Annotated in this window: 26 protein-coding genes and 2 other annotated features (1 of these 28 running past the window's edge); all 26 genes read right to left on the minus strand. The window is 41.4% G+C overall.

Annotated elements, in window-relative coordinates:
- Positions 1-6: 6 nt before the first annotated feature.
- The 26 genes from rplB to cysE all read right to left on the minus strand — a co-directional run bounded on the left by rplB (position 7) and on the right by cysE (position 24,206).
- Positions 7-837 carry a 50S ribosomal protein L2 gene (gene rplB, locus NSQ61_RS15050; protein ID WP_063387161.1) on the minus strand — a complete coding sequence of 277 codons (831 nt, stop codon included), beginning with the start codon at positions 835-837 and terminating at the stop codon, positions 7-9.
- 27 nt (positions 838-864) lie between these two features.
- Positions 865-1,152 (minus strand): 50S ribosomal protein L23, encoded by a 288-nt coding sequence (rplW, locus tag NSQ61_RS15055; RefSeq protein ID WP_063387160.1) that lies wholly within the window; start codon positions 1,150-1,152, stop codon positions 865-867.
- A complete protein-coding gene (gene rplD / locus NSQ61_RS15060) occupies positions 1,152-1,775 on the minus strand; it encodes a 50S ribosomal protein L4 (RefSeq protein WP_144597965.1) in 624 nt (207 codons plus the stop codon). The genes rplW and rplD overlap by 1 nt, the downstream gene beginning before the upstream one ends.
- Before the next feature lie 28 nt (positions 1,776-1,803).
- Positions 1,804-2,433, minus strand: coding sequence for a 50S ribosomal protein L3 (gene rplC, locus NSQ61_RS15065; protein ID WP_063387158.1), 630 nt, complete (start codon positions 2,431-2,433; stop codon positions 1,804-1,806).
- 39 nt (positions 2,434-2,472) lie between these two features.
- Positions 2,473-2,781 carry a 30S ribosomal protein S10 gene (gene rpsJ / locus NSQ61_RS15070; RefSeq protein ID WP_063387157.1) on the minus strand — a complete coding sequence of 103 codons (309 nt, stop codon included), beginning with the start codon at positions 2,779-2,781 and terminating at the stop codon, positions 2,473-2,475.
- A 272-nt stretch (positions 2,782-3,053) separates the two neighbouring features.
- The gene (gene tuf / locus NSQ61_RS15075; protein WP_063387156.1) at positions 3,054-4,241 is read right to left on the minus strand and encodes an elongation factor Tu; all 1,188 of its coding nucleotides are present in this window, start codon (positions 4,239-4,241) and stop codon (positions 3,054-3,056) included.
- A 131-nt stretch (positions 4,242-4,372) separates the two neighbouring features.
- Positions 4,373-6,451, minus strand: coding sequence for an elongation factor G (gene fusA / locus NSQ61_RS15080; protein ID WP_066247907.1), 2,079 nt, complete (start codon positions 6,449-6,451; stop codon positions 4,373-4,375).
- 47 nt (positions 6,452-6,498) lie between these two features.
- A complete protein-coding gene (gene rpsG / locus NSQ61_RS15085) occupies positions 6,499-6,969 on the minus strand; it encodes a 30S ribosomal protein S7 (RefSeq protein WP_063387154.1) in 471 nt (156 codons plus the stop codon).
- Between the two features lie 42 nt (positions 6,970-7,011).
- Positions 7,012-7,425, minus strand: coding sequence for a 30S ribosomal protein S12 (gene rpsL, locus NSQ61_RS15090; protein WP_063387153.1), 414 nt, complete (start codon positions 7,423-7,425; stop codon positions 7,012-7,014).
- 101 nt (positions 7,426-7,526) lie between these two features.
- A complete protein-coding gene (locus NSQ61_RS15095) occupies positions 7,527-7,775 on the minus strand; it encodes a 50S ribosomal protein L7ae-like protein (protein WP_340789369.1) in 249 nt (82 codons plus the stop codon).
- A 111-nt stretch (positions 7,776-7,886) separates the two neighbouring features.
- Complete coding sequence (gene rpoC / locus NSQ61_RS15100) at positions 7,887-11,489, minus strand: DNA-directed RNA polymerase subunit beta' (protein WP_063387151.1); 3,603 nt, start codon at positions 11,487-11,489, stop codon at positions 7,887-7,889.
- Between the two features lie 42 nt (positions 11,490-11,531).
- On the minus strand, positions 11,532-15,110 hold the full coding sequence (gene rpoB / locus NSQ61_RS15105) for a DNA-directed RNA polymerase subunit beta (protein WP_340807465.1): 3,579 nt from the start codon (positions 15,108-15,110) through the stop codon (positions 11,532-11,534).
- Between the two features lie 254 nt (positions 15,111-15,364).
- On the minus strand, positions 15,365-15,967 hold the full coding sequence (locus NSQ61_RS15110; RefSeq protein WP_117017154.1) for a class I SAM-dependent methyltransferase: 603 nt from the start codon (positions 15,965-15,967) through the stop codon (positions 15,365-15,367).
- A 104-nt stretch (positions 15,968-16,071) separates the two neighbouring features.
- On the minus strand, positions 16,072-16,437 hold the full coding sequence (rplL, locus tag NSQ61_RS15115) for a 50S ribosomal protein L7/L12 (protein WP_063387148.1): 366 nt from the start codon (positions 16,435-16,437) through the stop codon (positions 16,072-16,074).
- Between the two features lie 54 nt (positions 16,438-16,491).
- Positions 16,492-16,992, minus strand: coding sequence for a 50S ribosomal protein L10 (gene rplJ, locus NSQ61_RS15120; protein WP_063387147.1), 501 nt, complete (start codon positions 16,990-16,992; stop codon positions 16,492-16,494).
- Positions 16,993-17,035: 43 nt separating this feature from the next.
- Positions 17,036-17,178: a sequence feature (ribosomal protein L10 leader region), on the minus strand.
- A gap of 55 nt (positions 17,179-17,233) precedes the next feature.
- A complete protein-coding gene (gene rplA, locus NSQ61_RS15125) occupies positions 17,234-17,932 on the minus strand; it encodes a 50S ribosomal protein L1 (protein ID WP_063387146.1) in 699 nt (232 codons plus the stop codon).
- Between the two features lie 103 nt (positions 17,933-18,035).
- Positions 18,036-18,461 carry a 50S ribosomal protein L11 gene (rplK, locus tag NSQ61_RS15130; protein WP_063387145.1) on the minus strand — a complete coding sequence of 142 codons (426 nt, stop codon included), beginning with the start codon at positions 18,459-18,461 and terminating at the stop codon, positions 18,036-18,038.
- A 180-nt stretch (positions 18,462-18,641) separates the two neighbouring features.
- Complete coding sequence (gene nusG, locus NSQ61_RS15135; protein ID WP_063387144.1) at positions 18,642-19,175, minus strand: transcription termination/antitermination protein NusG; 534 nt, start codon at positions 19,173-19,175, stop codon at positions 18,642-18,644.
- Positions 19,176-19,291: 116 nt separating this feature from the next.
- Complete coding sequence (gene secE / locus NSQ61_RS15140; protein ID WP_063387143.1) at positions 19,292-19,474, minus strand: preprotein translocase subunit SecE; 183 nt, start codon at positions 19,472-19,474, stop codon at positions 19,292-19,294.
- Between the two features lie 34 nt (positions 19,475-19,508).
- Entirely contained in the window at positions 19,509-19,652 is a 144-nt protein-coding gene (gene rpmG, locus NSQ61_RS15145) for a 50S ribosomal protein L33 (RefSeq protein ID WP_082829425.1), read from the minus strand.
- A gap of 63 nt (positions 19,653-19,715) precedes the next feature.
- Positions 19,716-20,369 (minus strand): RNA polymerase sporulation sigma factor SigH, encoded by a 654-nt coding sequence (gene sigH / locus NSQ61_RS15150; RefSeq protein ID WP_063387142.1) that lies wholly within the window; start codon positions 20,367-20,369, stop codon positions 19,716-19,718.
- A gap of 79 nt (positions 20,370-20,448) precedes the next feature.
- A complete protein-coding gene (locus tag NSQ61_RS15155) occupies positions 20,449-20,964 on the minus strand; it encodes an NYN domain-containing protein (RefSeq protein ID WP_063387141.1) in 516 nt (171 codons plus the stop codon).
- Between the two features lie 3 nt (positions 20,965-20,967).
- Positions 20,968-21,711: a 23S rRNA (guanosine(2251)-2'-O)-methyltransferase RlmB gene (rlmB, locus tag NSQ61_RS15160; protein ID WP_327857008.1), complete on the minus strand. Its 744-nt coding sequence runs from the start codon at positions 21,709-21,711 to the stop codon at positions 20,968-20,970.
- The gene (locus NSQ61_RS15165) at positions 21,701-22,129 is read right to left on the minus strand and encodes a Mini-ribonuclease 3 (protein WP_066247904.1); all 429 of its coding nucleotides are present in this window, start codon (positions 22,127-22,129) and stop codon (positions 21,701-21,703) included. The genes rlmB and NSQ61_RS15165 overlap by 11 nt, the downstream gene beginning before the upstream one ends.
- A gap of 2 nt (positions 22,130-22,131) precedes the next feature.
- Positions 22,132-23,529: a cysteine--tRNA ligase gene (gene cysS, locus NSQ61_RS15170; protein ID WP_094244874.1), complete on the minus strand. Its 1,398-nt coding sequence runs from the start codon at positions 23,527-23,529 to the stop codon at positions 22,132-22,134.
- Positions 23,526-24,206, minus strand: coding sequence for a serine O-acetyltransferase (cysE, locus tag NSQ61_RS15175; RefSeq protein ID WP_082829424.1), 681 nt, complete (start codon positions 24,204-24,206; stop codon positions 23,526-23,528). The genes cysS and cysE overlap by 4 nt, the downstream gene beginning before the upstream one ends.
- A 35-nt stretch (positions 24,207-24,241) precedes the next feature.
- Positions 24,242-24,330: a binding site (T-box leader), on the minus strand; it runs 145 nt beyond the window's last position.

Genomic DNA, 24,330 nt, shown 5'->3' on the forward strand with positions numbered 1-24,330 from the left:
ACCCCGTTATTTTTTACGACGGCGAACGATAAATTTATCGGATTTGTTTTTCTTTTTGCGAGTTTTAAACCCAAGAGTCGGTTTACCCCAAGGCGTCATAGGAGATTTACGACCAATAGGTGCTTTTCCTTCTCCCCCACCGTGCGGGTGATCGCTAGGGTTCATAACAGATCCGCGAACTGTTGGACGTTTGCCTAACCAGCGGGAACGACCTGCTTTACCAATATTAATTAATTCATGCTGCTCATTCCCTACTTGGCCGACAGTGGCACGGCAAGTTGCCAAAATCATGCGGACCTCACCAGAAGCTAAACGAACTAATACATATTTTCCTTCTTTACCAAGCACTTGAGCTGAAGTACCTGCAGAACGAACCAATTGTCCGCCTTTTCCTGGTTTTAATTCGATGTTATGAATGACAGTACCTACTGGGATATTTTGAAGAGGAAGTGCGTTTCCAACTTTAATATCAGCTGTAGGTCCTGACATTACTTCCATTCCTACTTTTAAGTTTTTAGGAGCCAGAATATAGCGTTTTTCTCCGTCAACATAGTTAATTAATGCAATGTTTGCGGAGCGGTTTGGATCGTACTCAATAGTAGCAACGCGTCCTGGTATTCCATCTTTATCGCGCTTAAAATCAATAATACGATATTGACGTTTATGGCCTCCGCCTTGATGACGAACAGTTAGCTTACCTTGGTTGTTGCGTCCTGCTTTTTTATGAAGCGGAGCAAGCAACGACTTTTCCGGCTTGTCAGTAGTGATTTCAGCAAAATCAGATACTGTCATGCCGCGGCGACCGTTAGAGGTTGGTTTATATTTTTTAATCGCCATCTCAGTTTCCCTCCTTCACTTTCAAAATTATGCTTCGAACAATTCGATTTCTTTGCTGTCTGCCGTTAATTTCACGATTGCTTTTTTACGGCGATTTGTCAAACCGCTGAACCGGCCAACACGTTTAAGTTTTCCTTTGTAATTCATAATGTTGACTTTTTCAACTTTGACATCGAAAATTTTTTCAATAGCGTCCTTCACTTCTGTTTTGTTTGCTTTCACATCTACTTCAAATGTATATTTTTTGTCAGCTACTAGATCCATTGAACGTTCAGTGATGATGGGGCGCTTAATAATATCTCGAGGATCCTTCATTATCCAAGCACCTCCTCTACTTTTTCCACCGCTGCTTTTGTAATAACAAGTTTATCATGGTTCAACACATCCAGCACGTTGATTCCATTAGCCGTAACAACTGTTACACCTGGAATATTGCGTGCAGACAGGATTACATTTTCGTTTTCGTCTCCTGTTACAATCAGCGCTTTTCGGTCAACGGAAAGCCCTTTGAGAATTCCAGCCATTTCTTTCGTTTTTGGAGCTTCCAACACTAAATCTTCTAATACAACAATATTGTTCTCTTGAACTTTAGAAGATAAAGCTGATTTGATTGCTAAGCGGCGGACTTTTTTCGGTAATTTGTATGCATATGTGCGAGGTGTTGGTCCAAATACTGTCCCACCTCCGCGCCATTGAGGTGAACGGATGGATCCCTGACGTGCGCGTCCTGTACCTTTTTGACGCCATGGCTTACGGCCACCGCCACTAACTTCAGAACGGTTTTTTACTTTATGAGTGCCTTGTCTTTGAGAAGCTCTTTGCATAATGACAGCTTCAAATAATACGTGTTTATTCGGCTCAATACCAAAAACAGAATCATTTAATTCGATTTCGCCAACTGCTGATCCGTTTTGGTTATATAACGTAACTTTCGGCATTTTTCCGTTTCCTCCTTTCCTGTTGAAATTACTTCGCTTTCACTGCAGATTTAATAATAACTAATGATTTTTTCGGTCCCGGAACATTCCCTTTGATTAAAAGAAGATTGCGTTCAGCATCTACTTTTACAACTTCAAGATTTTGAACGGTTACGCGTTCACCGCCCATTCTTCCAGGAAGTTCTTTTGATTTAAAAACACGGTTTGGTGCAATGGCTCCCATTGAACCAGGACGACGGTGGTACCGTGAACCGTGAGACATTGGGCCACGTGATTGTCCGTGACGTTTAATCGCACCTTGAAATCCTTTCCCTTTAGAAATACCTGTCACATCAACAAGTTCCCCAGCAGAAAAAATGTCTACTTTAACCTCTTGACCAATTTCATACTCGTCTACATTAGCACCTCTAACTTCACGAATGAAGCGCTTAGGAGCAGTATTTGCTTTTGCAGCGTGACCTTTTTCCGGCTTGTTTGCAAGCTTTTCACGCTTGTCTTCAAAACCTAGTTGAATAGCATCGTAGCCGTCTGTTTCAACAGTCTTCTTTTGAAGAACGACGTTTGGGGATGCTTCAACTACAGTAACAGGAATTAATTCACCGTTTTCTGCAAATACTTGCGTCATTCCAATTTTTCTTCCTAAGATTCCTTTGGTCATGAGTCACACCTCCTAAATTTCAAATGTTTTAATCTATCGTTACAGTTTAATTTCAATGTCTACACCAGAAGGCAAATCTAAACGCATTAACGCATCAACCGTTTGCGGTGTAGGGTTGACAATATCGATTAAACGTTTATGTGTACGCATTTCAAATTGTTCACGAGAATCTTTATATTTGTGCACTGCTCGAAGAATTGTATAAACTGTTTTTTCAGTCGGTAGCGGAATTGGACCAGAAACATTTGCTCCCGAACGTTTTGCAGTTTCTACAATTTTTTCGGCAGATTGATCAAGGATTCTGTGATCATACGCTTTTAATCGAATTCGAATTTTTTGTTTTGCCATTATTTTCCCTCCTTTTCGCCTACTTTCCATAGACAATTCTCCACGAGAATTTCCTGTACGCCCGCCATGGCAAAGCGGCCGGGTGTATCAGCAACCTCCCGCTTCATCGCAGTCAAAGACCAACGTTATACATTATATAAAAAACAGGTGTCTAATGCAAGAAAAAATCAGGATTTCCTATAAAATTTAGTGTTGTTTCTTTAAAAGTTAAAGCGTTGCAGACTTCATATTTATAATAAAAAAAGCGAGCCTATTCGACTCGCTTTTTTCAATTAGTCAAGGATAGCTGAAACAGATCCTGCACCTACAGTACGACCGCCTTCGCGGATAGAGAATTTCGTACCGTCTTCAATCGCAACTGGAGAAATGAGTTCAACAGTCATTTCAACGTTATCTCCAGGCATTACCATTTCTACGCCTTCTGGAAGAGTGATAATTCCAGTTACGTCTGTAGTACGGAAATAGAATTGTGGACGGTAGTTAGAGAAGAATGGAGTATGACGTCCACCTTCTTCTTTAGAAAGAACGTAAACTTGTGCTTTGAATTTTTTGTGCGGTGTGATAGAACCAGGTTTTGCTAAAACTTGACCGCGTTCTACTTCGTCACGTGCGATACCGCGAAGTAAAGCACCGATGTTGTCTCCAGCTTCAGCTTGATCAAGAAGCTTACGGAACATTTCAACACCAGTAACAGTTGTTTTCTTAGATTCTTCAGCTAAACCAACGATTTCTACTTCGTCACCAACTTTTACAACGCCGCGTTCTACACGACCAGTTGCAACTGTACCGCGACCAGTGATAGAGAATACGTCTTCAACAGGCATCATGAAAGGTTTTTCTGTATCGCGTTCTGGAGTTGGGATGTATTCGTCAACTGCGTTCATTAATTCAATGATTTTTTCTTCCCATTCAGCATCTCCTTCAAGTGCTTTAAGCGCAGAACCTTTGATAACAGGTACATCGTCGCCAGGGAAGTCATATTCAGAAAGAAGGTCACGAACTTCCATTTCAACTAGTTCTAATAATTCTTCGTCGTCTACCATGTCGCATTTGTTTAAGAATACAACGATGTAAGGCACACCTACTTGGCGAGATAAAAGAATGTGCTCACGAGTTTGCGGCATAGGACCGTCAGCAGCAGAAACAACTAGGATAGCGCCGTCCATTTGAGCAGCACCAGTGATCATGTTTTTAACATAGTCTGCGTGTCCAGGGCAGTCAACGTGTGCATAGTGGCGGTTGTCAGTTTCGTATTCTACGTGTGCAGTTGAAATCGTGATTCCGCGTTCACGCTCTTCTGGAGCACCGTCAATTTGATCATATGCACGAGCTTCAGCTTTACCTTGTTTTGCAAGAACAGTAGTAATAGCTGCAGTCAAAGTAGTTTTACCATGGTCAACGTGGCCGATTGTACCAATGTTAACATGTGGTTTAGAGCGTTCATATTTCGCTTTAGCCATAAGTAATTTTTCCTCCTTAAAAAAATATGTTTCATTTTAAATAAATATATAGAATACTTGGAGGCGGCGCAAGTGCATCCGCATCCAAGGGCTACATAAGTATTTATACTTGAACAATGGTTGAAAATCAATTATTCGCCTTTATTTTTTTTGATAATTTCTTCTGCAATGTTTTTAGGCACCTCTTCGTAATGATCGAAGTGCATCGTAAATGTACCGCGTCCTTGTGTATTGGAACGAAGTGCGGTTGCATAACCAAACATTTCAGCGAGTGGAACCATTGCTTTTACAACTTGTGCATTTCCACGTGCTTCCATTCCTTCCACACGTCCACGGCGTGAAGTGATATCACCCATGATGTCTCCCATGTACTCTTCAGGTACAATTACTTCAACTTTCATAATTGGCTCAAGGAGTACCGGGTTACATTTTTGAGCAGCATTTTTAAGGGCAAGTGAAGCGGCAATTTTAAACGCCATCTCACTTGAGTCAACATCGTGGTAAGACCCATCAAAAAGTTTAGCTTTAATGTCAATTAACGGATAGCCTGCAAGCACACCGTTTTGCATTGCATCTTCCAAACCAGCCTGAACCGCTGGGATGTACTCGCGTGGAACGACACCACCGACAATTGCGTTTTCGAATTCAAATCCTTTTCCTTCTTCATTTGGACTGAATTCGATCCAAACGTGACCGTATTGTCCGCGTCCGCCTGATTGACGTACGAATTTACCTTCAACTTGTGCGGATGAGCGGAATGTTTCGCGATACGCAACTTGTGGCGCACCGACATTACACTCAACTTTAAATTCACGTTTCATACGGTCAACGATAATGTCAAGGTGAAGTTCGCCCATACCGGCAATAATTGTTTGGCCAGTTTCCGGATCCGTATGCGATTTGAATGTTGGGTCTTCTTCAGATAGTTTTTGCAATGCTGTTGACATTTTGTCTTGGTCTGCTTTTGATTTTGGTTCAATCGCAACTCTGATAACAGGCTCTGGAAACTCCATCGATTCTAAAATAACCGGATGGTTTTCATCACATAGAGTATCTCCAGTTGTTGTATCTTTTAAACCAACTGCAGCAGCAATATCACCTGCATATACCATTGGAATTTCTTCGCGGTGATTCGCGTGCATTTGTAGAATACGTCCAATCCGCTCACGTTTACCTTTTGTGGAATTGGATACGTATGAACCGGAACTTAATGTTCCTGAATATACGCGGAAGAAAGTTAATTTTCCTACATATGGGTCTGTCATTACTTTAAACGCCAATGCAGCAAATGGTTCATCGTCGCTTGATTTGCGAACTGTTTCTTCCTCTGTATCAGGGATGACGCCTTTTATCGGTGGCACATCGATTGGCGATGGCAAGTAATCAATTACCGCATCCAGCATTAGCTGCACGCCTTTGTTTTTAAAAGCTGAGCCGCATAAAACAGGATAAAACTCAACGTTACAAGTACCTTTACGGATAGCTGCTTTCAGCTCGTCAACGGAAATTTCCTCTCCTTCAAGGTACTTCATCATCAATTCTTCATCAAGCTCTGCAACTGCTTCAATCAATCGAGTGTGCAGCTCTTCTGCTTGTTCTTTATACTCGTCTGGAATTTCACGAGCTTCCGAACGCGTACCTAGATCATCCAGATAGTAATATGCTTTCATTTCCACAAGGTCAATGATACCTTGAAATTGATCTTCTGCTCCAATCGGGAGCTGAATAGGGTGTGCGTTAGCCTCTAAGCGATCGTGAAGTGTTTTGACAGAGTATAAAAAGTCTGCGCCGATTTTATCCATTTTGTTAACAAATACAATGCGCGGCACTCCGTATGTTGTTGCTTGGCGCCAAACTGTTTCCGTTTGCGGCTCAACACCAGACTGAGCATCAAGAACTGCAACTGCTCCGTCTAGGACTCTCAAAGAACGTTCAACTTCAACCGTGAAGTCTACGTGCCCTGGCGTATCAATAATATTGATCCGATGTCCCTTCCATTGAGCTGTTGTAGCGGCAGATGTAATGGTAATACCGCGTTCTTGTTCTTGCTCCATCCAGTCCATTTGGGAAGCTCCTTCGTGAGTCTCCCCGATTTTGTGAATGCGGCCTGTATAGAACAAAATTCTCTCAGTTGTTGTCGTCTTACCAGCATCAATGTGCGCCATAATACCGATATTGCGAGTTTTTTCTAAGGAGAACTCTCTTGGCATCGGGTAATTTCTCCTTCCTTCATGGGTATTGATAAATATTATGTTTATTACCAGCGGTAATGTGCAAATGCTCTATTCGCTTCAGCCATTTTATGTGTATCTTCACGCTTTTTCACTGCCGCACCTGTGTTGTTTGCTGCGTCAATGATTTCAGCCGCAAGACGTTCTTCCATCGTTCTTTCACCACGAAGGCGGGCATAGTTTACTAACCAGCGAAGACCCAAAGTTGTGCGGCGTTCAGGACGAACCTCTACAGGTACTTGGTAGTTTGCGCCCCCTACACGGCGTGCACGAACTTCTAATACTGGCATAATATTTTTCAATGCTTGTTCAAACACTTCCATTGGATCTTTGCCAGTTCGTTCTCTTACGATATCAAATGCATTGTAAAGAATTTTTTGCGCTTTGCTTTTTTTACCGTCAATCATGATTTTATTAATTAGACGAGTTACTAATTTTGAATTGTAAATTGGATCTGGTAGTACGTCACGTTTTGGTACAGGTCCTTTACGTGGCATCACTAAATTCCTCCCTTCATTCTGTATTTATTATATTATCTTTTAGTTTTTAGGACGTTTCGTTCCATATTTGGAACGGCCTTGCTTACGGTTTTCAACTCCAGCTGTGTCAAGAGCTCCGCGTACGATATGATAGCGGACACCAGGCAAGTCTTTTACACGTCCGCCGCGGATTAGCACAACACTGTGCTCTTGCAGGTTATGTCCGATCCCCGGAATATAAGCTGTTACTTCAATTCCGTTTGACAAGCGGACACGTGCATATTTACGAAGAGCTGAGTTTGGTTTTTTAGGTGTCATTGTTCCAACACGTGTACATACTCCTCGTTTTTGCGGCGAAGATAAATTTGTTTGTTCTTTTTTGAAGCTGTTGTATCCTTTGTTTAACGCAGGAGATTTTGATTTTACTACTTTGCGCGTGCGGCCTTTTCGCACTAATTGGTTAATTGTAGGCATATACATTTCCTCCCTTCAAACGTTTTTTCAAACCCACACATCCAGGCGGTTCATAATTTGGTAAAAACAATTGTTTTTGCAGAAATCTACAAAAACAATGTTTATTTTATAATTGCAACAGCTGCCGCTCCAACTTCTATTCCGCAAGCTTTTCCGAGCTTCTTCATAGAATCGACCTTAATTAAAGGAACTTCTTTCTCTTCAGCCAGCTGAACCACTTTGTTTGTCACTTTCGGGTCAGCATCCACTGCAATGATAACTTCCTTTACAGTGTCATTTTTCAGAGCTTTCACTGTTTGCTTTGTACCAATAATAACCTTTTCAGCCTGTGCTACTTTTTCATAAGACATATTTCATATCCTCCAAAGTGACAGGTGATATTTACACACCTTGATAATATTAACATTGGAAAAGATGGATGTCAACTGTGCATTTTACGGCATCCATCTTTTCCCCGACAATTATTCAACCGAAATCGTTTCGTCAACGGATTTTTTATTCATGACCGGTTTTATTTTTCTATAGAGCTGCATTCCTGTTCCAGCCGGAACAAGCTTACCGATAATAACATTTTCCTTCAAGCCTAACAGTTCATCCCGTTTTCCTTTAATGGCCGCATCCGTTAATACGCGTGTTGTCTCTTGGAATGATGCGGCAGACAAGAAGGACTCCGTTTCAAGCGATGCCTTTGTAATACCGAGCAATACCGGCCGTCCTGTTGCAGGGCGTTTTCCTTCCAAAAGCACCTTTTTATTCGCTTCTGTAAATTGATGAACGTCAAGGAGTGTTCCCGGCAGAACATCCGTATCGCCGGAATCGATGACACGGACTTTCCGCAGCATTTGCCGCACCATTACTTCAATATGCTTATCGCCGATTTCCACACCTTGCATTCTGTACACTTTTTGCACTTCACGAAGCAAATATTCTTGAACGGCTAAAATGTCTTTTACTTTCAACAATTCTTTTGGATCTATTGAACCTTCCGTAATTTCTTGGCCGCGCTCTACACGATCCCCCACAGCTACTTTTAAGCGGGCGTTAAATGGCGCCGTGTATGTGCGTGTTTCCACTTCACCGCGGACGACAATTTCTTGCTGCTTATCTCTCACTTCATTAATTTCAGCAACTACCCCGTCAATTTCTGAAATAACCGCTTGCCCTTTTGGATTACGGGCTTCAAACAATTCTTGAACACGCGGCAAACCTTGGGTAATGTCGTCGCCGGCAACCCCACCGGTGTGGAAAGTACGCATCGTCAGCTGTGTACCCGGCTCTCCGATCGATTGAGCTGCGATAATTCCTACCGCTTCGCCTACTTCGACATCAGTGCCGGTAGCCAAGTTCCGTCCATAACATTTTTTACATACACCATGTCTTGTATTACATGTGAATGCAGAGCGAATCCAAACTTCTTCTATCCCTGCATTGATAATTTGAGCTGCTATGTCTTCGGTAATCATTTCATTTTCCCTGACAAGCACTTCGCCCGTTTCAGGATGAATAACCGATCTTCTTGCATATCGTCCGATAATCCGTTCCTCGAGTTTTTCGATAACTTCTGAACCGTCTTTCAGCGCTCTCGCTAAAATTCCTCTGTCTGTTCCGCAGTCTTCCTCACGAATAATCACATCTTGCGCAACATCTACAAGGCGGCGTGTTAAATAACCGGAGTCAGCAGTTTTTAATGCTGTATCTGCCAGACCTTTTCTGGCACCATGGGTCGAGATGAAGTATTCTAACACTGTCAAACCTTCTCTAAAACTCGATTTAATCGGAAGCTCAATAATTCGTCCAGCAGGGTTAGCCATCAGTCCGCGCATTCCCGCAAGCTGCGTGAAGTTAGATGCATTTCCGCGAGCTCCTGAATCGCTCATCATGAAAATCGGATTCCGCTTATCTAATGAATTCATCAACTTGCTTTGAATGGTGTCTTTAGCAGCACTCCAAATAGAGATAACACGATCGTACCGCTCATCTTCAGTGATTAATCCGCGTCTGAATTGCTTCAAGACATTGTCAACTTTAGCTTGCGCCTCTTTTAAAATTGCTTCTTTTTCCGCCAACACAACAATATCAGAAACACCGATTGTAATTCCGGCTTTAGTCGAATATTTAAAGCCTAAATCTTTTAAGCGGTCAAGCATTTTCGATGTTTCAGTAATATGGAATCTCTTAAAGACTTCGGCAATAATTTTTCCTAAAATTCCTTTTTTAAATGGCGGAATGATTTCTTGGTTTTTAATGTGCTCCCGCACATCTACCTGTGCCGGATCAACAAAATATTTATCAGGCGTGCATTCTTGAATGTTCTTAGTTGACGGCTCATTAATATACGGGAACGAATTCGGCAGTATTTCGTTGAATATTAATTTTCCTACCGTTGTGATCAGAAGCTTTTTATTTTGTTCTTCTGTAAATGTTTCGTTCTTTAAGGAACCGGCATGTACTGCAATTCGTGTATGCAAATGTACATGGCCGTTTTGATAGGCAATGAGCGCCTCATCAGGATCTTTGAAAATTTTCCCTTCTCCGATCGCTCCTTCACGTTCCATTGTTAAGTAATAGTTCCCCAACACCATATCTTGTGAAGGCGTAACAACCGGTTTTCCGTCTTTCGGATTTAAAATGTTTTGAGCCGCAAGCATTAACAGCCTTGCTTCTGCTTGTGCTTCTGCCGATAACGGAACGTGAACAGCCATTTGGTCACCGTCGAAGTCAGCATTATAGGCTGTACATACCAACGGATGTAGACGAATGGCACGCCCTTCGACTAACGTCGGTTCGAACGCTTGGATTCCTAATCTGTGCAAAGTCGGTGCCCGGTTAAGCAGAACCGGATGTTCTTTAATGACTTCCTCCAACACATCCCAAACTTCAGGATGGACGCGTTCAATTTTCCGTTTGGCGCTTTTAATGTTATGTGCCAGCCCTTTTTCAACAAGCTCCTTCATGACAAAAGGCTTAAAGAGCTCAAGCGCCATTTCCTTTGGCAAACCGCATTGATACATTTTCAGATTTGGGCCGACAACGATAACGGAACGTCCAGAGTAGTCAACCCGTTTTCCTAACAGGTTTTGACGGAAGCGTCCTTGCTTTCCTTTCAGCATATGAGAGAGTGACTTCAGTGGACGATTTCCCGGTCCAGTAACTGGACGACCACGGCGTCCATTGTCAATAAGAGCGTCAACAGCCTCTTGAAGCATCCGTTTCTCATTTTGCACGATGATACTTGGCGCTCCAAGATCCAACAGTCTTTTTAAACGATTGTTTCGGTTAATAACACGGCGATACAAATCGTTCAAATCGGAAGTTGCAAAGCGTCCGCCATCCAATTGAACCATCGGCCGCAATTCAGGCGGAATGACAGGAAGTACATCCAACACCATCCATGAAGGGTCATTTCCAGAATTTCTGAATGCTTCCATCACTTCAAGGCGTTTAATCGCTCTTGTGCGCCGCTGGCCTTGAGAAGATTTAAGCTCTTCTTTTAACGCTTCTACTTCTTTATCAAGATTGATATCTTGCAATAATTTTTTAATTGCTTCCGCACCCATTGATGCTTGGAAGGCATTTCCGTATTTCTCGCGGTATGTGCGATACTCTTTTTCAGATAAAAGCTGTTTCTTTTCAAGTGGTGTGTCCCCAGGATCTGTCACGACGTAAGAGGCAAAATAAATAACTTCTTCCAATGCTCGAGGTGACATGTCAAGAACTAGTCCCATACGGCTTGGAATCCCTTTGAAATACCAAATATGAGAGACAGGGGCAGCAAGTTCGATATGCCCCATTCTCTCCCGACGCACTTTTGCTCGCGTAACCTCAACACCGCATCGATCGCATACTACGCCTTTATAGCGAACCCGTTTATATTTTCCGCAGTGGCATTCCCAATCTTTTGTCGGACCGAATATACGTTCACAAAACAAACCGTCTTTTTCAGGCTTTAAAGTACGATAGTTGATCGTTTCTGGTTTTTTCACTTCACCATATGACCATGAACGAATTTTATCAGGTGAAGCAAGACCGATGTGCATATACTCAAAATTATTTACATCCAGCAAGGGGCCTACCTCCCTTTTTATCTTCCGTAGCAAAAAATTCCTTTACTCTTTGGCAACTGCATCTTTTTCTTCTTTATCAACAACTTCCTCTTCGATTGTATCAGTCGTTAAAGAGAGGCCATCTGACTGGGTGGAATTTACCTCATCTTCCAATTCTCTCATTTCGATTTCTTGTTCATCGCTTGAGAGAATTTTAACATCCAGTCCTAAGCTTTGAAGCTCCTTAATTAATACTTTGAAAGATTCAGGAACTCCAGGTTCAGGCACATTTTCGCCTTTTACGATTGCCTCGTATGTTTTTACACGACCGACAACATCGTCTGATTTTACAGTAAGGATTTCTTGCAATGTATATGCTGCTCCATAGGCTTCTAAAGCCCAAACCTCCATTTCTCCGAACCGCTGTCCACCGAACTGTGCTTTACCGCCGAGCGGTTGCTGTGTAACAAGCGAATATGGACCTGTGGAACGAGCATGCAGTTTATCGTCAACCATGTGCGCCAGTTTGATCATATACATGATTCCGACAGACACGCGATTATCGAAAGGTTCCCCAGTGCGGCCGTCGTAAAGGACCGTTTTCGCATCACGGGCCATCCCAGCTTCTTCAATTGTTGACCATACATCTTCTTCTGTCGCACCATCGAATACCGGAGTTGCAACATGAATGCCCAGCTTCTTAGCCGCCATTCCTAGGTGCAATTCCAATACTTGCCCGATGTTCATCCGGGAAGGTACTCCTAATGGATTTAACATGATGTCAACTGGTGTTCCATCCGGCAAAAACGGCATGTCCTCCTCAGGGAGAATTCGGGAAATAACCCCTTTGTTTCCATGGCGGCCTGCCATTTTATCTCCTTCAGAGATTTTACGCTTCTGTACAATGTATACACGCACCAGCTGGTTGACACCTGGAGGCAGTTCATCTCCGTCTTCACGGTTAAACACTTTTACATCAAGAACAATACCTCCGCCCCCATGCGGAACACGAAGTGATGTATCACGAACCTCACGTGCTTTTTCTCCAAAAATAGCGTGCAATAATCGTTCTTCAGCAGTCAGTTCTGTAACTCCTTTTGGCGTTACTTTCCCAACAAGCAAGTCGCCGTCTTTTACTTCTGCTCCAATGCGGACAATGCCTCGTTCATCCAAGTTGCGAAGAGCGTCTTCTCCGACATTTGGAATATCACGAGTGATTTCTTCCGGACCCAATTTTGTATCACGGGATTCAGACTCATATTCTTCAATATGGATGGAAGTATAGACGTCTTCTTTTACAAGACGCTCGCTCATGATGATGGCATCTTCATAGTTATATCCATCCCATGTCATAAAGGCGACAAGTACATTTCGGCCTAAAGCAAGCTCTCCCTTTTCCATGGAAGGACCGTCAGCTAAAATTTCGCCTTTCTCGACTTCGTCTCCAACAGATACAATTGGGCGCTGATTGTAGCACATTCCTTGGTTGGAACGGACGAATTTCAACAATTTGTACTCGTCGAGATCACCTTTAACCTTTTGGCCGTCCACTTCTTCATAACGGCGAACTAAAATTCTGTTGGCTTCAACTCGTTCGACAACGCCTGCGTGCTTGCAGATGACAGCTGCTCCAGAGTCTCTAGCCGATACATACTCCATTCCGGTACCAACAATAGGCGCTTCTGGTTGAAGCAAAGGAACAGCTTGGCGCTGCATGTTCGCACCCATTAATGCACGGTTGGAGTCATCGTTTTCCAAGAACGGGATACAAGCTGTTGCTGCTGATACAACTTGCTTAGGCGAAACGTCCATGTAGTCGACACGGTCTTTTTTCACCACTATGTTTTCCCCGCGGAAACGGGCAACAATATTATCTTCTAAAAACGTTCCATCCTCTGCTACTGGCACGTTAGCCTGAGCAACAACATAGTTATCTTCTTCGTCAGCTGTCAAATAGTCAATTCGGTCTGTTACCTTCCCTGTTTCAGGGTCAACTCTTCTATACGGCGTTTCAATAAAACCGAAACGGTTTACTTTTGCATATGTTGATAATGAGTTAATCAATCCGATATTTGGACCTTCAGGCGTTTCAATTGGACACATGCGTCCATAATGGGAATAATGGACGTCGCGAACTTCAAAGCCTGCTCGTTCACGTGTGAGTCCGCCAGGTCCCAATGCAGATAAACGGCGCTTATGCGTCAGTTCTGCAAGAGGATTGGTTTGATCCATGAATTGGGACAATTGGGAGCTGCCAAAAAATTCTTTAATGGCTGCAATTACTGGACGGATGTTGATTAATTGCTGCGGAGTAATCGTATTGGCATCCTGAATGGACATTCTTTCCCTCACAACACGCTCCATCCGTGAAAGTCCGATTCGGAACTGGTTTTGCAAAAGCTCCCCTACCGAACGAAGACGGCGGTTTCCTAGATGGTCAATATCATCTGTATTTCCTACTCCATATAGCAAATTAAAGAAGTAGCTGATGGACGCAATAATGTCTGCTGGCGTAATGTTTTTTACACTTTCATCAATGTTTGCGTTGCCAACAACGTTGAGAATTTTTTCTCCATCCGGATCGTTTGGAGCATAAATTTTAATAGATTGGTACGTGATGTCTTCATCAACTACTCCACCATCAGGAGTGAATTTTTTAAACCCTATTCCTTTTTCAAGGTAAGGCAAAATTTTATCCAGCGTTCTTCTATCAATAATAGTTCCTTTTTCAGCAATGATTTCTCCAGTTTCAGGGTCGACTAGAGTTTCTGCTAATCGTTGATTAAAGAGTCGGTTTTTGATATGAAGTTTCTTGTTAATTTTATATCTGCCGACACTTGCTAAATCATATCTTTTTGGATCAAAGAAACGGGAGATCAATAAGCTTTTTGCGTTTTCAACTGTTGGCGGTTCACCAGGACGCAGGCGTTCGTAAATTTCAAGAAGCGCCTTTTCTGGGCTTTCGGTATTGTCTTTATCCAACGTATTTCTTAAATATTCATTTTCTCCGAACACATCGATGATTTCTTGATCAGAGCCAAACCCAAGGGCACGTAAAAGAACCGTAACTGGTAATTTGCGAGTGCGATCAATGCGGACATATATAACATCTTTTGCATCTGTTTCGTACTCTAACCAAGCGCCACGGTTTGGAATGACGGTAGCTGTAAAGCCCTTCTTACCGTTTTTATCAATTTTGTCGCTGTAGTAAACACTAGGTGAACGGACTAATTGGGAAACAATTACTCGTTCTGCGCCATTGATCACAAATGTGCCGGTTTCCGTCATAAGCGGAAAATCGCCCATAAATACATCTTGATCTTTCACTTCGCCTGTTTCTTTATTAATTAGGCGCATTTTTACCCGCAGCGGGGCAGAATAAGTAACATCGCGTTCTTTTGCTTCTTCAACGGAGTATTTCGGTTCACCTAAGCTGTAGTCAATAAACTCAAGCGAGAGGTTACCAGTGAAATCTTCGATAGGAGATATGTCTTGAAACATTTCACGAAGACCCTCATCAAGAAACCACTGATACGAAGAGGTTTGGATTTCAATAAGATTAGGTAATTCCAACACTTCTTTAATACGCGCATAACTTCTGCGTTGGCGGTGTCGTCCGTACTGAACTAGTTGACTTGTCAACTGAGTCACCCCTCAAATCAGCATAATAATATCTTGTAAATAGCATTCCATGTTTTATATAATAAAATAAATACTATTACAAGTAAAAAGAAAAAGGATTTTCTTTATGAAAAAAGAAAACCACTGCGCAGAAATAGTTGATTTTATTATTTTTTCCTTAATGGATTGGTTCTATACATCCAAGAAAAAATTTAGCTACAAATGGAAATTAATATATTGGCATTTTATAATGTTAACATATCCTGGATTGCAGGTCAATCTTTTTTTGCTTTAAAAATATAATAGCCTTTTTTTCTCTCTGCCACTTCTACCGAACGAAACAGAGTCTCCAGCTTTTGTTTAGCGGAAGGAGCCCCCTGCTTTTTTTGGATAACGATCCAAAGCTCTCCATGGTCTTTTAAATGATCAAAGCTTTTTTCAAATATATGATGGACGACTTGTTTTCCAGCCCGAATGGGAGGGTTTGCTAAAATAGCAGCATACCATTTCCCTTCCAGATTTTCAAACAAATTGCTTTGAAACACACGGACATTTTGAATGTTGTTTATTCGAGCATTCAGTTCTGCAAGTTCGACTGCCCTTTCATTTATATCGATCATATCAATCATTCTATCGGGTTCCGATTTTGCAATTGACAATCCGATCGGTCCGTATCCGCAGCCTACATCCAAAATATCTCCTGGAATTTCGGGAGCAGCGAAAGTTTCAATTAATAGCTGCGTTCCAAAATCAACCTCCCGTTTTGAAAAAACTCCGCGGTCGGTCATAAACGCAAATGGATGATTTCTCAACGTGCACTCAATTTTTCTCCTATTGCTTTCCACTTCCGGTTTTTCCGAAAAATAATGTTCGCTCATTTTCTGCACCCCTTTTTTAGGAGTATTTTCTACGGGCAGAAATTCATACATAAAAGAAAAGCCCGCCAATGAATCAGCGAGCTTTTCTATTTATTTAACAGCTTTTACTTAACTTCAACTTCTGCTCCAACTTCTTCAAGTTTTGCTTTAAGTTCTTCAGCTTCTTCTTTAGATACGCCTTCTTTTAATGGTTTTGGAGTGTTGTCAACTAATTCTTTTGCTTCTTTTAAGCCAAGGCCAGTGATTTCACGAACAACTTTGATAACTTTAATTTTTTGTGCACCTGCATTAGCAAGAATAACATCGAATTCAGTTTTTTCTGCAGCAGCTTCACCGCCGCCAGCGCCACCAACCACAGCAACAGGAGCAGCAGCAGTTACGCCAAATTCTTCTTCGATTGCTTTTACTAAGTCGTTAAGTTCAAGAACAGTCATTTCTTTTATCGCTTCAATAATTTGTTCTTTTGTCATTTGTTTTTCCTCCTTATGTTTTAAATTGCTAATAGTTTAATACGAAAATTTGCTTTAAGCGCCTTGCTCTTCTTTTTGATCTGCAACTGCTTTTGTTGCAAGTGCAAAGTTGCGAATAGGAGCTTGCAGTACAGAAAGCAACATAGAAAGCAAGCCTTCGCGAGATGGAAGGTCAGCAATCGCTTTAATTTCATCAACTGTTGCAACATTGCCTTCGATGACGCCAGCTTTAATCTCTAGCGCTTCATGCTCTTTTGCAAAATCATTCAAAATTTTAGCAGGCGCCACGACATCTTCAGTGCTAAATGCGATAGCGTTTGGACCAGTCAGCACTTCTTCTAATCCAGAAATTTCTGCTTGTTCAACAGCACGGCGAGTTAACGTATTTTTGTAAACCTTGAACTCTATATTTGCTTCACGAAGTCTTTTGCGCAATTCCGTTACTTCCGCTACATTAAGACCGCGGTAATCTACGATAACAGTAGAGACGCTTTCACGGAATTTGGCTGCAATTTCTTCAACGATCTGTTTCTTCTTTTCAATTGCGCTGCTCATTTGTTTACACCTCCTGCAAATTGAAAATGAACACTTATACCGCCGGTGAAATGAAATACCTCCATGCCCGCAGACATGGAGGTATCGTACAAATAAGCAAACGTTCCGCTTAATCTATATCATACACCTCGGTAGGATATTAAGCCTTTCGGCACCTACTGTCTACGGTATAAATGAATTCTATTTAATTACACAACATTTTTATTTTACTAAAATACACCCTGCTTGTCAAACCGGTTTATTATTTCACGACAAAGCTGGAAGGATCCACTTTAATTCCAGGGCCCATTGTAGACGTTACAGAAACGTTTTTCATGTAAGTGCCTTTTGCCGCTGCCGGTTTTGCTTTTAATAGCGCATCGTAGATTGTTGTAAAGTTTTCAACTAATTTTTCACTGTCAAAAGAAGTTTTTCCGATTGGAACATGAACGTTCCCAGCTTTATCTACACGGTATTCAACTTTACCAGCTTTAATTTCTTTGACAGCTTTTTCAACTTCAAATGTTACCGTTCCTGTTTTAGGGTTCGGCATTAAACCTTTAGGACCTAAAATACGTCCAAGTTTACCGACTTCACCCATCATATCAGGGGTAGCCACAACAACATCGAAGTCAAACCAGCCTTGTTGAATTTTATTGATGTAGTCGCTGTCGCCAACATAATCCGCACCAGCAGCTTCCGCTTCTTTTGCTTTTTCCCCTTTAGCGAATACTAATACACGTTGTGTTTTACCTGTACCGTTCGGCAGCACAACAGCCCCGCGGATTTGCTGATCGTTTTTACGAGGATCAACGCCAAGGCGGAATGCAACTTCAACTGTCGCATCAAAGTTTGCGATATTCGTTTTCTTTACTAATTCAATTGCTTCTTTTACGTCATAAGCTTTTGAACGATCAACAAGCTTTGCAGCTTCTAAATATTTTTTACCTCTTTTTGCCATATCATTTTCCTCCTTATGTGGTTTTAGCGGAATAACCTCCCACGAATAAAGGTTGCGAACTTGAATAAACAAACTCGCAACCTACTACACCAATGCATATTGATTAGTCTTCGATCACAATGCCCATGCTCCGGGCTGTGCCTTCAACCATACGCATTGCTGCTTCAACGCTAGCTGCATTTAAGTCAGGCATTTTCGTTTCGGCAATTTCGCGAACTTTATCGCGTTTAATTGTTGCCACTTTATTACGATTCGGTTCACCAGAACCTGATTCAATTCCAGCTGCTTTTTTCAAAAGAACGGCAGCAGGCGGAGTTTTCGTAATAAATGTAAATGAACGGTCTTCAAATACCGTAATTTCAACAGGAATAATTAAGCCAGCTTGATCAGCCGTGCGAGCGTTGAACTCTTTACAGAATCCCATGATATTAACCCCAGCTTGACCGAGAGCAGGTCCTACTGGCGGCGCAGGATTAGCTTTACCTGCAGGAATCTGCAATTTCACGATTTTAATCACTTTTTTAGCCACGAGACACACCTCCTTAAGTCCGTGATGTGGTAATAGGGTAAAACCCTCCCACTCATGCAACATCCTTCTTTATATGAATGAGAGAAAGATTAATGCATCATTCAGTCTCTTTCAGAGACATATCGACTTAAGAAATATTACCATTTTTAATTAATGATTTCAAGTTTGTTTTTCTACATTTTACAATTTGGAAACTTGGGAAAAATCTAGTTCAACTGGTGTTTCACGCCCAAACATATTGACGAGAACTTTGACTTTTTTTCTATCTGTATCGATTTCTTCGATAACGCCTGTGAAATTAGCAAACGGGCCGTCATTTACTTTTACCGTTTCTTTTAATTCAAAATCAACTTCCACACGAGCCTCTTCTATTCCCATGCGTTTGAAAATTGCCTGTACTTCTTCCGGCAAAAGCGGAGTTGGTTTAGATCCAGACCCTGCAGAGCCGACGAATCCGGTAACTCCGGGAGTGTTGCGAACCACATACCATGAATCATCCGTCATGATGAGCTCTACTAAAACATACCCAGGGAAAACCTTTTTTTTCGTCACTTTTTTCTTTCCGCTTTTCATATCCATTTCTTCTTCTTCAGGGACGATCACACGAAAAATTTTGTCCTGCATGCCCATTGACTCTACGCGTTTTTCTAAATTCGCTTTTACTTTATTTTCATAGCCGGAATATGTATGCACAACATACCAGTTCTTTTCCATATCAGAGGACCTTGTCCTTCCCTCCCCATTTCATTTTTAGGCAATGAAAAAACCCGTTTACCGGGTTTACTGACGGACTTATGAATAATATCTATTATATCATGGATAAAAGGCTTTTATTCAAGAATAAGCCTTAATAACTCAGAAATTCCTAAGTCGACAATAGCAAAAAATATAGCAAAAAAGGCTACCGTTGTAATGACCGTAATCGTATAGCGAACCAATTCCTTTCTTTTCGGCCAGCTGACCTTTTTCATTTCTTTTACGACATCTCGAAAAAATCCAGTCAAGCGCTGCATTTGTTTACCTCCAGAAATCCAAGAATCGTGCAATTTACTTTGTTTCCCGATGAGTGGTATGAGCTTGGCACGTTTTACAAAACTTTTTGATTTCCAACCGTTCTTCGGTCGCCTTTTTCATCGTTGAATAATTTCGGCTGCCGCATTGAGAACAAGCTAGAACTATTTTTTTCCTCATATTACACCTACCGATACTTACTCTATTAAACAGTAACATAATGGCAATTTTTATGTCAATGAGTTATGAAGTAAATTCCCTCAGCTCTAAGTATCTTTCTAGCTTTCTTTTCACCCGCTGCAAGGCATTGTCAATAGATTTCACATGCCTGTTTAATTCTTCTGAAATTTCTAAATAGGAACGGCCTTCCAAATAAAGGGACAACACTTTCCGTTCAAGATCAGATAATATTTCCCCCATTTTCAATTCTATATCATCAAACTTTTCCTGGTTAATGATGAGTTCTTCTGGGTCCATTACTTTTGCTCCAGATATTACATCCATCAGTGTGCGATCTGACTCTTCATCATAAATGGGTTTATCCAATGAAACATACGAGTTTAGAGGAATATGTTTTTGACGGGTAGCAGTTTTAATGGCAGTAATCATTTGGCGGGTAATGCACAACTCAGCAAAAGCCTTAAAGGAGGTAAGCTTGTCCTCTTTAAAGTCACGAATCGCTTTATATAATCCAATCATCCCCTCTTGAATTATATCCTCACGATCCGCCCCGATGAGGAAGTAGGATCTTGCCTTGGCCCGCACAAAGTTCCGGTATTTTGTGATCAAGAAATCCAATGCAGCGCTGTCGCCTTTGTGGACGAGCTCTACAATTTGTTCATCTTCAAGCTTCTGCAATTTTTTTATTTTTTCCCCCTTGTTGTCTTGAACACTCATGCAAATCACCCCGACCGCGCATACAATTATTAGAAATATTATACTGCAAGATTTCCATAAACGTCAACTTATGTCAAAATTACGATAAATCTCCTCTTCTCCATTTTTCGAACCTTTCGGCAACTTCATAAGAAAGGCGAATCTTCGAAGCGGGGCGCTCGCCCTGAATTTGCTGAATTTTTTTTCGAATGCTTTCTTCAATAGACACCACTTCGTTATATAGCTCGCGCGCCGATTTTCTCAAAGCTCCCTGGGAAAAAATCGTCCATTGTTCTATATAGTCGGACGTTGCTACATAAATTTTCGTCTTAATATTTTTTAATGTTTTGGCCAGCTTTTCAATCCGTTCATCAGCGGTTTCATTTTCTCTCGTGAAAATAATTTCCACGCGATTATCCAAATATTTTTTTTCAATTCCTTTCACTAAATGAGCATCAAAAACGACAATCACCTTCATCCCTGTGTATGCTTGATATTCGGCCATCTTGTTGATCAGGATCTTCCTTGCATCCTCCAAATTGTTTTCATCTTTTAATTTTTGCAGATCAGGCCAAGCACCAATAATGTTGTATCCATCGACTAATAAAATATCCATTGGTTACTCTCCTGATGGCCGCCGTTTACGAAAAACTTCATACATTAATAGACTGGCAGCAACGGAGGCGTTCAAAGAAGTAACATGACCAACCATCGGGATTTTCACAAGGAAGTCGCACTTTTCTTTTACTAAGCGGCTAATTCCTTTCCCTTCACTGCCGATTACTAATGCAACGGGCAGTTTCCCGTCAATTGTCCGATAATCGTCTTCCCCTTTTGCATCAGTGCCGTAAATCCATATACCTCTGTTTTTCAGCTCGTCAATCGTGCGTGCCAAGTTTGTCACGCGGACTACGGGAACATATTCAATTGCTCCCGTTGACGTTTTTGCCACTACATTGGTTAAACCGACCGCCCGGTTCTTTGGAATAATAATGCCGTGTACTCCAGCAGCATCAGCTGTTCTCATAATCGAGCCGAGATTTGCCGGATTTTCAATTTCATCTAGAATCAGAAAAAAGGGCGCTTCCCCGCGTTCATCAGACAATTTGAACAAATCTTCAAAATCCGTATACTTATATGCAGCAACTTGCGCAATGACTCCTTGGTGGCTGCCCGAAACGATCTGATCGAGCTTTTTCTTTGGAACGAATTGAACTGCTACCCCTTTATTTTTCGCCAACATTATAATTTGCTGCGCTTGTTTAGTATATGAATTTTCCGCAATAAACACTTTGTTAATATCCCTGTTCGATTTCAATGCTTCGATAACCGAATTCTTCCCGTATATATATTCATCCGCCACGTTCAACTCCCCCTTTCTCGTATGTTGCAGCGATTGCAGCATCTATGACGTTGTTTAGCCGATCTTGATCACCTGTTAAAAAAAGATAGCCGATTAAAGATTCGAAAGCCGTGCTGTATCGGTATGTTTGTACATCGGTATTTTTCGGCACCGTGTTTGATTTGGCATTTCGCCCTCTTTTCATTATTTCCAGCTCTTCTTCATTGAAAAAGCCGTTGTCAGTTAATGTTTTTAAAATCGCTGCCTGCGCTTTGGCCGAAACAAACGACTTCGCCAATTTATGAAGCTGGCCCGGTTTGACAGTTCCTTTTGATAACAGATGATGCCTGACAAATACTTCATATACAGCATCGCCCATATATGCTAAAACAAGACCGTTAAGCTGCCGTGCTTCTTTTATTTTTTCAAGCTCAATCATATTTATCCTCTTTTCCACCTTGTTCCTTGAGGCGTATCTTCCAATATAATGTTCATTTCCTTGAGCTGATCTCGAATTTTGTCGGCTAAAGCAAAATTTCTTTCTTTTCTAGCTTGATTTCGCTCGTTTATCAGCCTTTCAATGTCTTCGTCCAGCAGCTCTTGAACATCAAATGTCAAACCTAATACATCGCCAAATTCATTAAATAGCTGCAAAAATGCCTTAATTACTTTTTCGGAGGTGTTTTTTCTTTCCAAATAATAGTTTGCATTTTTCACTAAATCGAAAATGACAGATATAGCATTCGCCGTATTGAAATCGTCGTCCATTTCATGAATAAATTCCTTCTTTAGCCGGCTGATTTCTTCCAGCCATTTTTCATCATCATCAGTGAGATTCGCACTACTTTCCAGCCGATGCTTTAAATTGATATATGAGGTGCGGATTCTTTCCAATCCGTTTTTTGTACTATCCAAAAGTTCTTTCGAATAATTGATAGGATGTCGGTAGTGTACAGACAGCATAAAAAATCGAAATACTTGTGGGGCATACTGCTTTAAAACGTCTTGAACAAGAATAAAATTTCCGAGTGATTTAGACATCTTCTCATTGTTGATATTAATATAACCGTTATGCATCCAATATTTCGCAAAAGGTTTGCCGGTAAGCGCTTCGGATTGTGCGATCTCATTTTCATGATGCGGAAAAGTTAAATCTTGGCCGCCTGCATGAATATCAATTGTATCCCCTAAATATTTTCTTGCCATTGCGGAGCATTCAATATGCCAACCAGGACGTCCTTTTCCCCAAGGGCTATCCCATGAAATTTCCCCTTCTTTTGCTGCTTTCCAAAGTGCAAAATCAAGCGGATCTCTCTTTTTTTCGCCAATTTGTATTCTGGCACCGGCATGAAGCTCATCTATTGATTGATGCGAAAGCTTTCCGTATTCCTTAAAATACCGTGTTTTATAATACACATCTCCGTCGACTTCATAGGCATAATTTTTGTCAATGAGAGCTTGGATGAATTCAATGATTGTCTCCATATTTTCCGTTACACGAGGATGAACATCTGCTCTTTTGCATCCCAGTGCATCAATATCAGAAAAATAGGCCTTAATAAATCGTTCTGCAATCTCCGGAACCGTTTCGCCCAAATCATTTGCAGCTTTAATCAATTTATCATCCACATCGGTAAAATTCGACACATATTTCACATCGTACCCTCTGTACTCCAAATATCGACGAACTGTATCATATACAATGGCTGGTCTAGCATTTCCGATGTGAATATAGTTGTAAACGGTAGGACCGCAAACATACATCTTTACCTTGTTGTCCTCTAAAGGAATAAATTCTTCCTTTTTCCTGGATAATGTATTATAAATTTTGATACTCATTGAACGCCCTCCTTTTTTTTCAGATTATCTAATTCTGCCTTTAATTTTCCTATTTCTTTTTCAAGCTCTTTTAATTTATCTGAAATAGGATCCGGCAAATCTCTATGATTTAAATCTTTTCTCACCTTTTTCCCGTTTTGCACAACAACTCTCCCCGGAATGCCTACAACAGTCGAATTATCCGGAACATCGCGCAAAACGACGGAACCTGCGCCAATTTTCGAGTTTTCTCCAATCGTAATAGATCCTAATACCTTCGCGCCAGCCGCAATGAGAACATTATTTTTGATGGTAGGATGCCGTTTCCCCTTTTCTTTACCTGTTCCGCCTAATGTAACTCCTTGATATACAGTAACATTATCGCCAATTTCACAAGTCTCGCCAATAACGACACCCATGCCATGATCGATGAAAAAACGACGACCGATTTTGGCACCAGGGTGGATTTCAATTCCCGTGAAAAAGCGGCTTATTTGCGAAATGACCCTGGCGATAAAGTATAATTTCCGTTTGTAAAACGCATGCGCCAACCGATGAGCCCATATGGCGTGAAGGCCTGAATAAGTTAAGATCACTTCTAAATAAGATCTCGCAGCAGGGTCTTGGTCAAAAACGACTTCCACATCTTCTTTTAATATTTTCCACATATTTTTCTCCCTCCCATAAAAAGTAATCATAATACCCTACTGAAAAAGAAATGCGCCTCTGTAGATACAGAGACGCAAATAAGCGCGGTTCCACTCTGTTTAGGGAAAAGTATAGCTTTTCTTTTCCCTCAACTTTAACTCTTATAACGGTGAG

Source organism: Aeribacillus sp. FSL K6-1121 (genome assembly GCF_038003725.1).
Classification (GTDB): Bacteria; Bacillota; Bacilli; order Bacillales; family Aeribacillaceae; genus Aeribacillus; species Aeribacillus composti.

Coding starts and splice junctions, on each gene's coding strand:
- rpmG (WP_082829425.1), bottom strand. CDS start 19,652: ATGAGGAAAAAAATAGTTCTAGCTTGTTCTCAATGCGGCAGCCGAAAT.
- rplC (WP_063387158.1), bottom strand. CDS start 2,433: ATGACCAAAGGAATCTTAGGAAGAAAAATTGGAATGACGCAAGTATTT.
- rpsJ (WP_063387157.1), bottom strand. CDS start 2,781: ATGGCAAAACAAAAAATTCGAATTCGATTAAAAGCGTATGATCACAGA.
- rplD (WP_144597965.1), bottom strand. CDS start 1,775: ATGCCGAAAGTTACGTTATATAACCAAAACGGATCAGCAGTTGGCGAA.
- rplB (WP_063387161.1), bottom strand. CDS start 837: ATGGCGATTAAAAAATATAAACCAACCTCTAACGGTCGCCGCGGCATG.
- rplL (WP_063387148.1), bottom strand. CDS start 16,437: ATGACAAAAGAACAAATTATTGAAGCGATAAAAGAAATGACTGTTCTT.
- rplW (WP_063387160.1), bottom strand. CDS start 1,152: ATGAAGGATCCTCGAGATATTATTAAGCGCCCCATCATCACTGAACGT.
- NSQ61_RS15165 (WP_066247904.1), bottom strand. CDS start 22,129: ATGATTGAGCTTGAAAAAATAAAAGAAGCACGGCAGCTTAACGGTCTT.
- tuf (WP_063387156.1), bottom strand. CDS start 4,241: ATGGCTAAAGCGAAATATGAACGCTCTAAACCACATGTTAACATTGGT.
- NSQ61_RS15095 (WP_340789369.1), bottom strand. CDS start 7,775: ATGTCTTATGAAAAAGTAGCACAGGCTGAAAAGGTTATTATTGGTACA.
- nusG (WP_063387144.1), bottom strand. CDS start 19,175: ATGGAAAAGAACTGGTATGTTGTGCATACATATTCCGGCTATGAAAAT.
- rplA (WP_063387146.1), bottom strand. CDS start 17,932: ATGGCAAAAAGAGGTAAAAAATATTTAGAAGCTGCAAAGCTTGTTGAT.
- secE (WP_063387143.1), bottom strand. CDS start 19,474: ATGCAGCGCTTGACTGGATTTTTTCGAGATGTCGTAAAAGAAATGAAA.
- NSQ61_RS15110 (WP_117017154.1), bottom strand. CDS start 15,967: ATGAGCGAACATTATTTTTCGGAAAAACCGGAAGTGGAAAGCAATAGG.
- rpsG (WP_063387154.1), bottom strand. CDS start 6,969: ATGCCACGTAAAGGACCTGTACCAAAACGTGACGTACTACCAGATCCA.
- NSQ61_RS15155 (WP_063387141.1), bottom strand. CDS start 20,964: ATGGATATTTTATTAGTCGATGGATACAACATTATTGGTGCTTGGCCT.
- fusA (WP_066247907.1), bottom strand. CDS start 6,451: ATGCCAAGAGAGTTCTCCTTAGAAAAAACTCGCAATATCGGTATTATG.
- rpsL (WP_063387153.1), bottom strand. CDS start 7,425: ATGCCTACAATTAACCAATTAGTGCGAAAAGGCCGCACGCGCAAAGTA.
- rplJ (WP_063387147.1), bottom strand. CDS start 16,992: ATGAGCAGCGCAATTGAAAAGAAGAAACAGATCGTTGAAGAAATTGCA.
- cysS (WP_094244874.1), bottom strand. CDS start 23,529: ATGAGTATCAAAATTTATAATACATTATCCAGGAAAAAGGAAGAATTT.
- cysE (WP_082829424.1), bottom strand. CDS start 24,206: ATGATTACTTTTTATGGGAGGGAGAAAAATATGTGGAAAATATTAAAA.
- sigH (WP_063387142.1), bottom strand. CDS start 20,369: ATGAGTGTTCAAGACAACAAGGGGGAAAAAATAAAAAAATTGCAGAAG.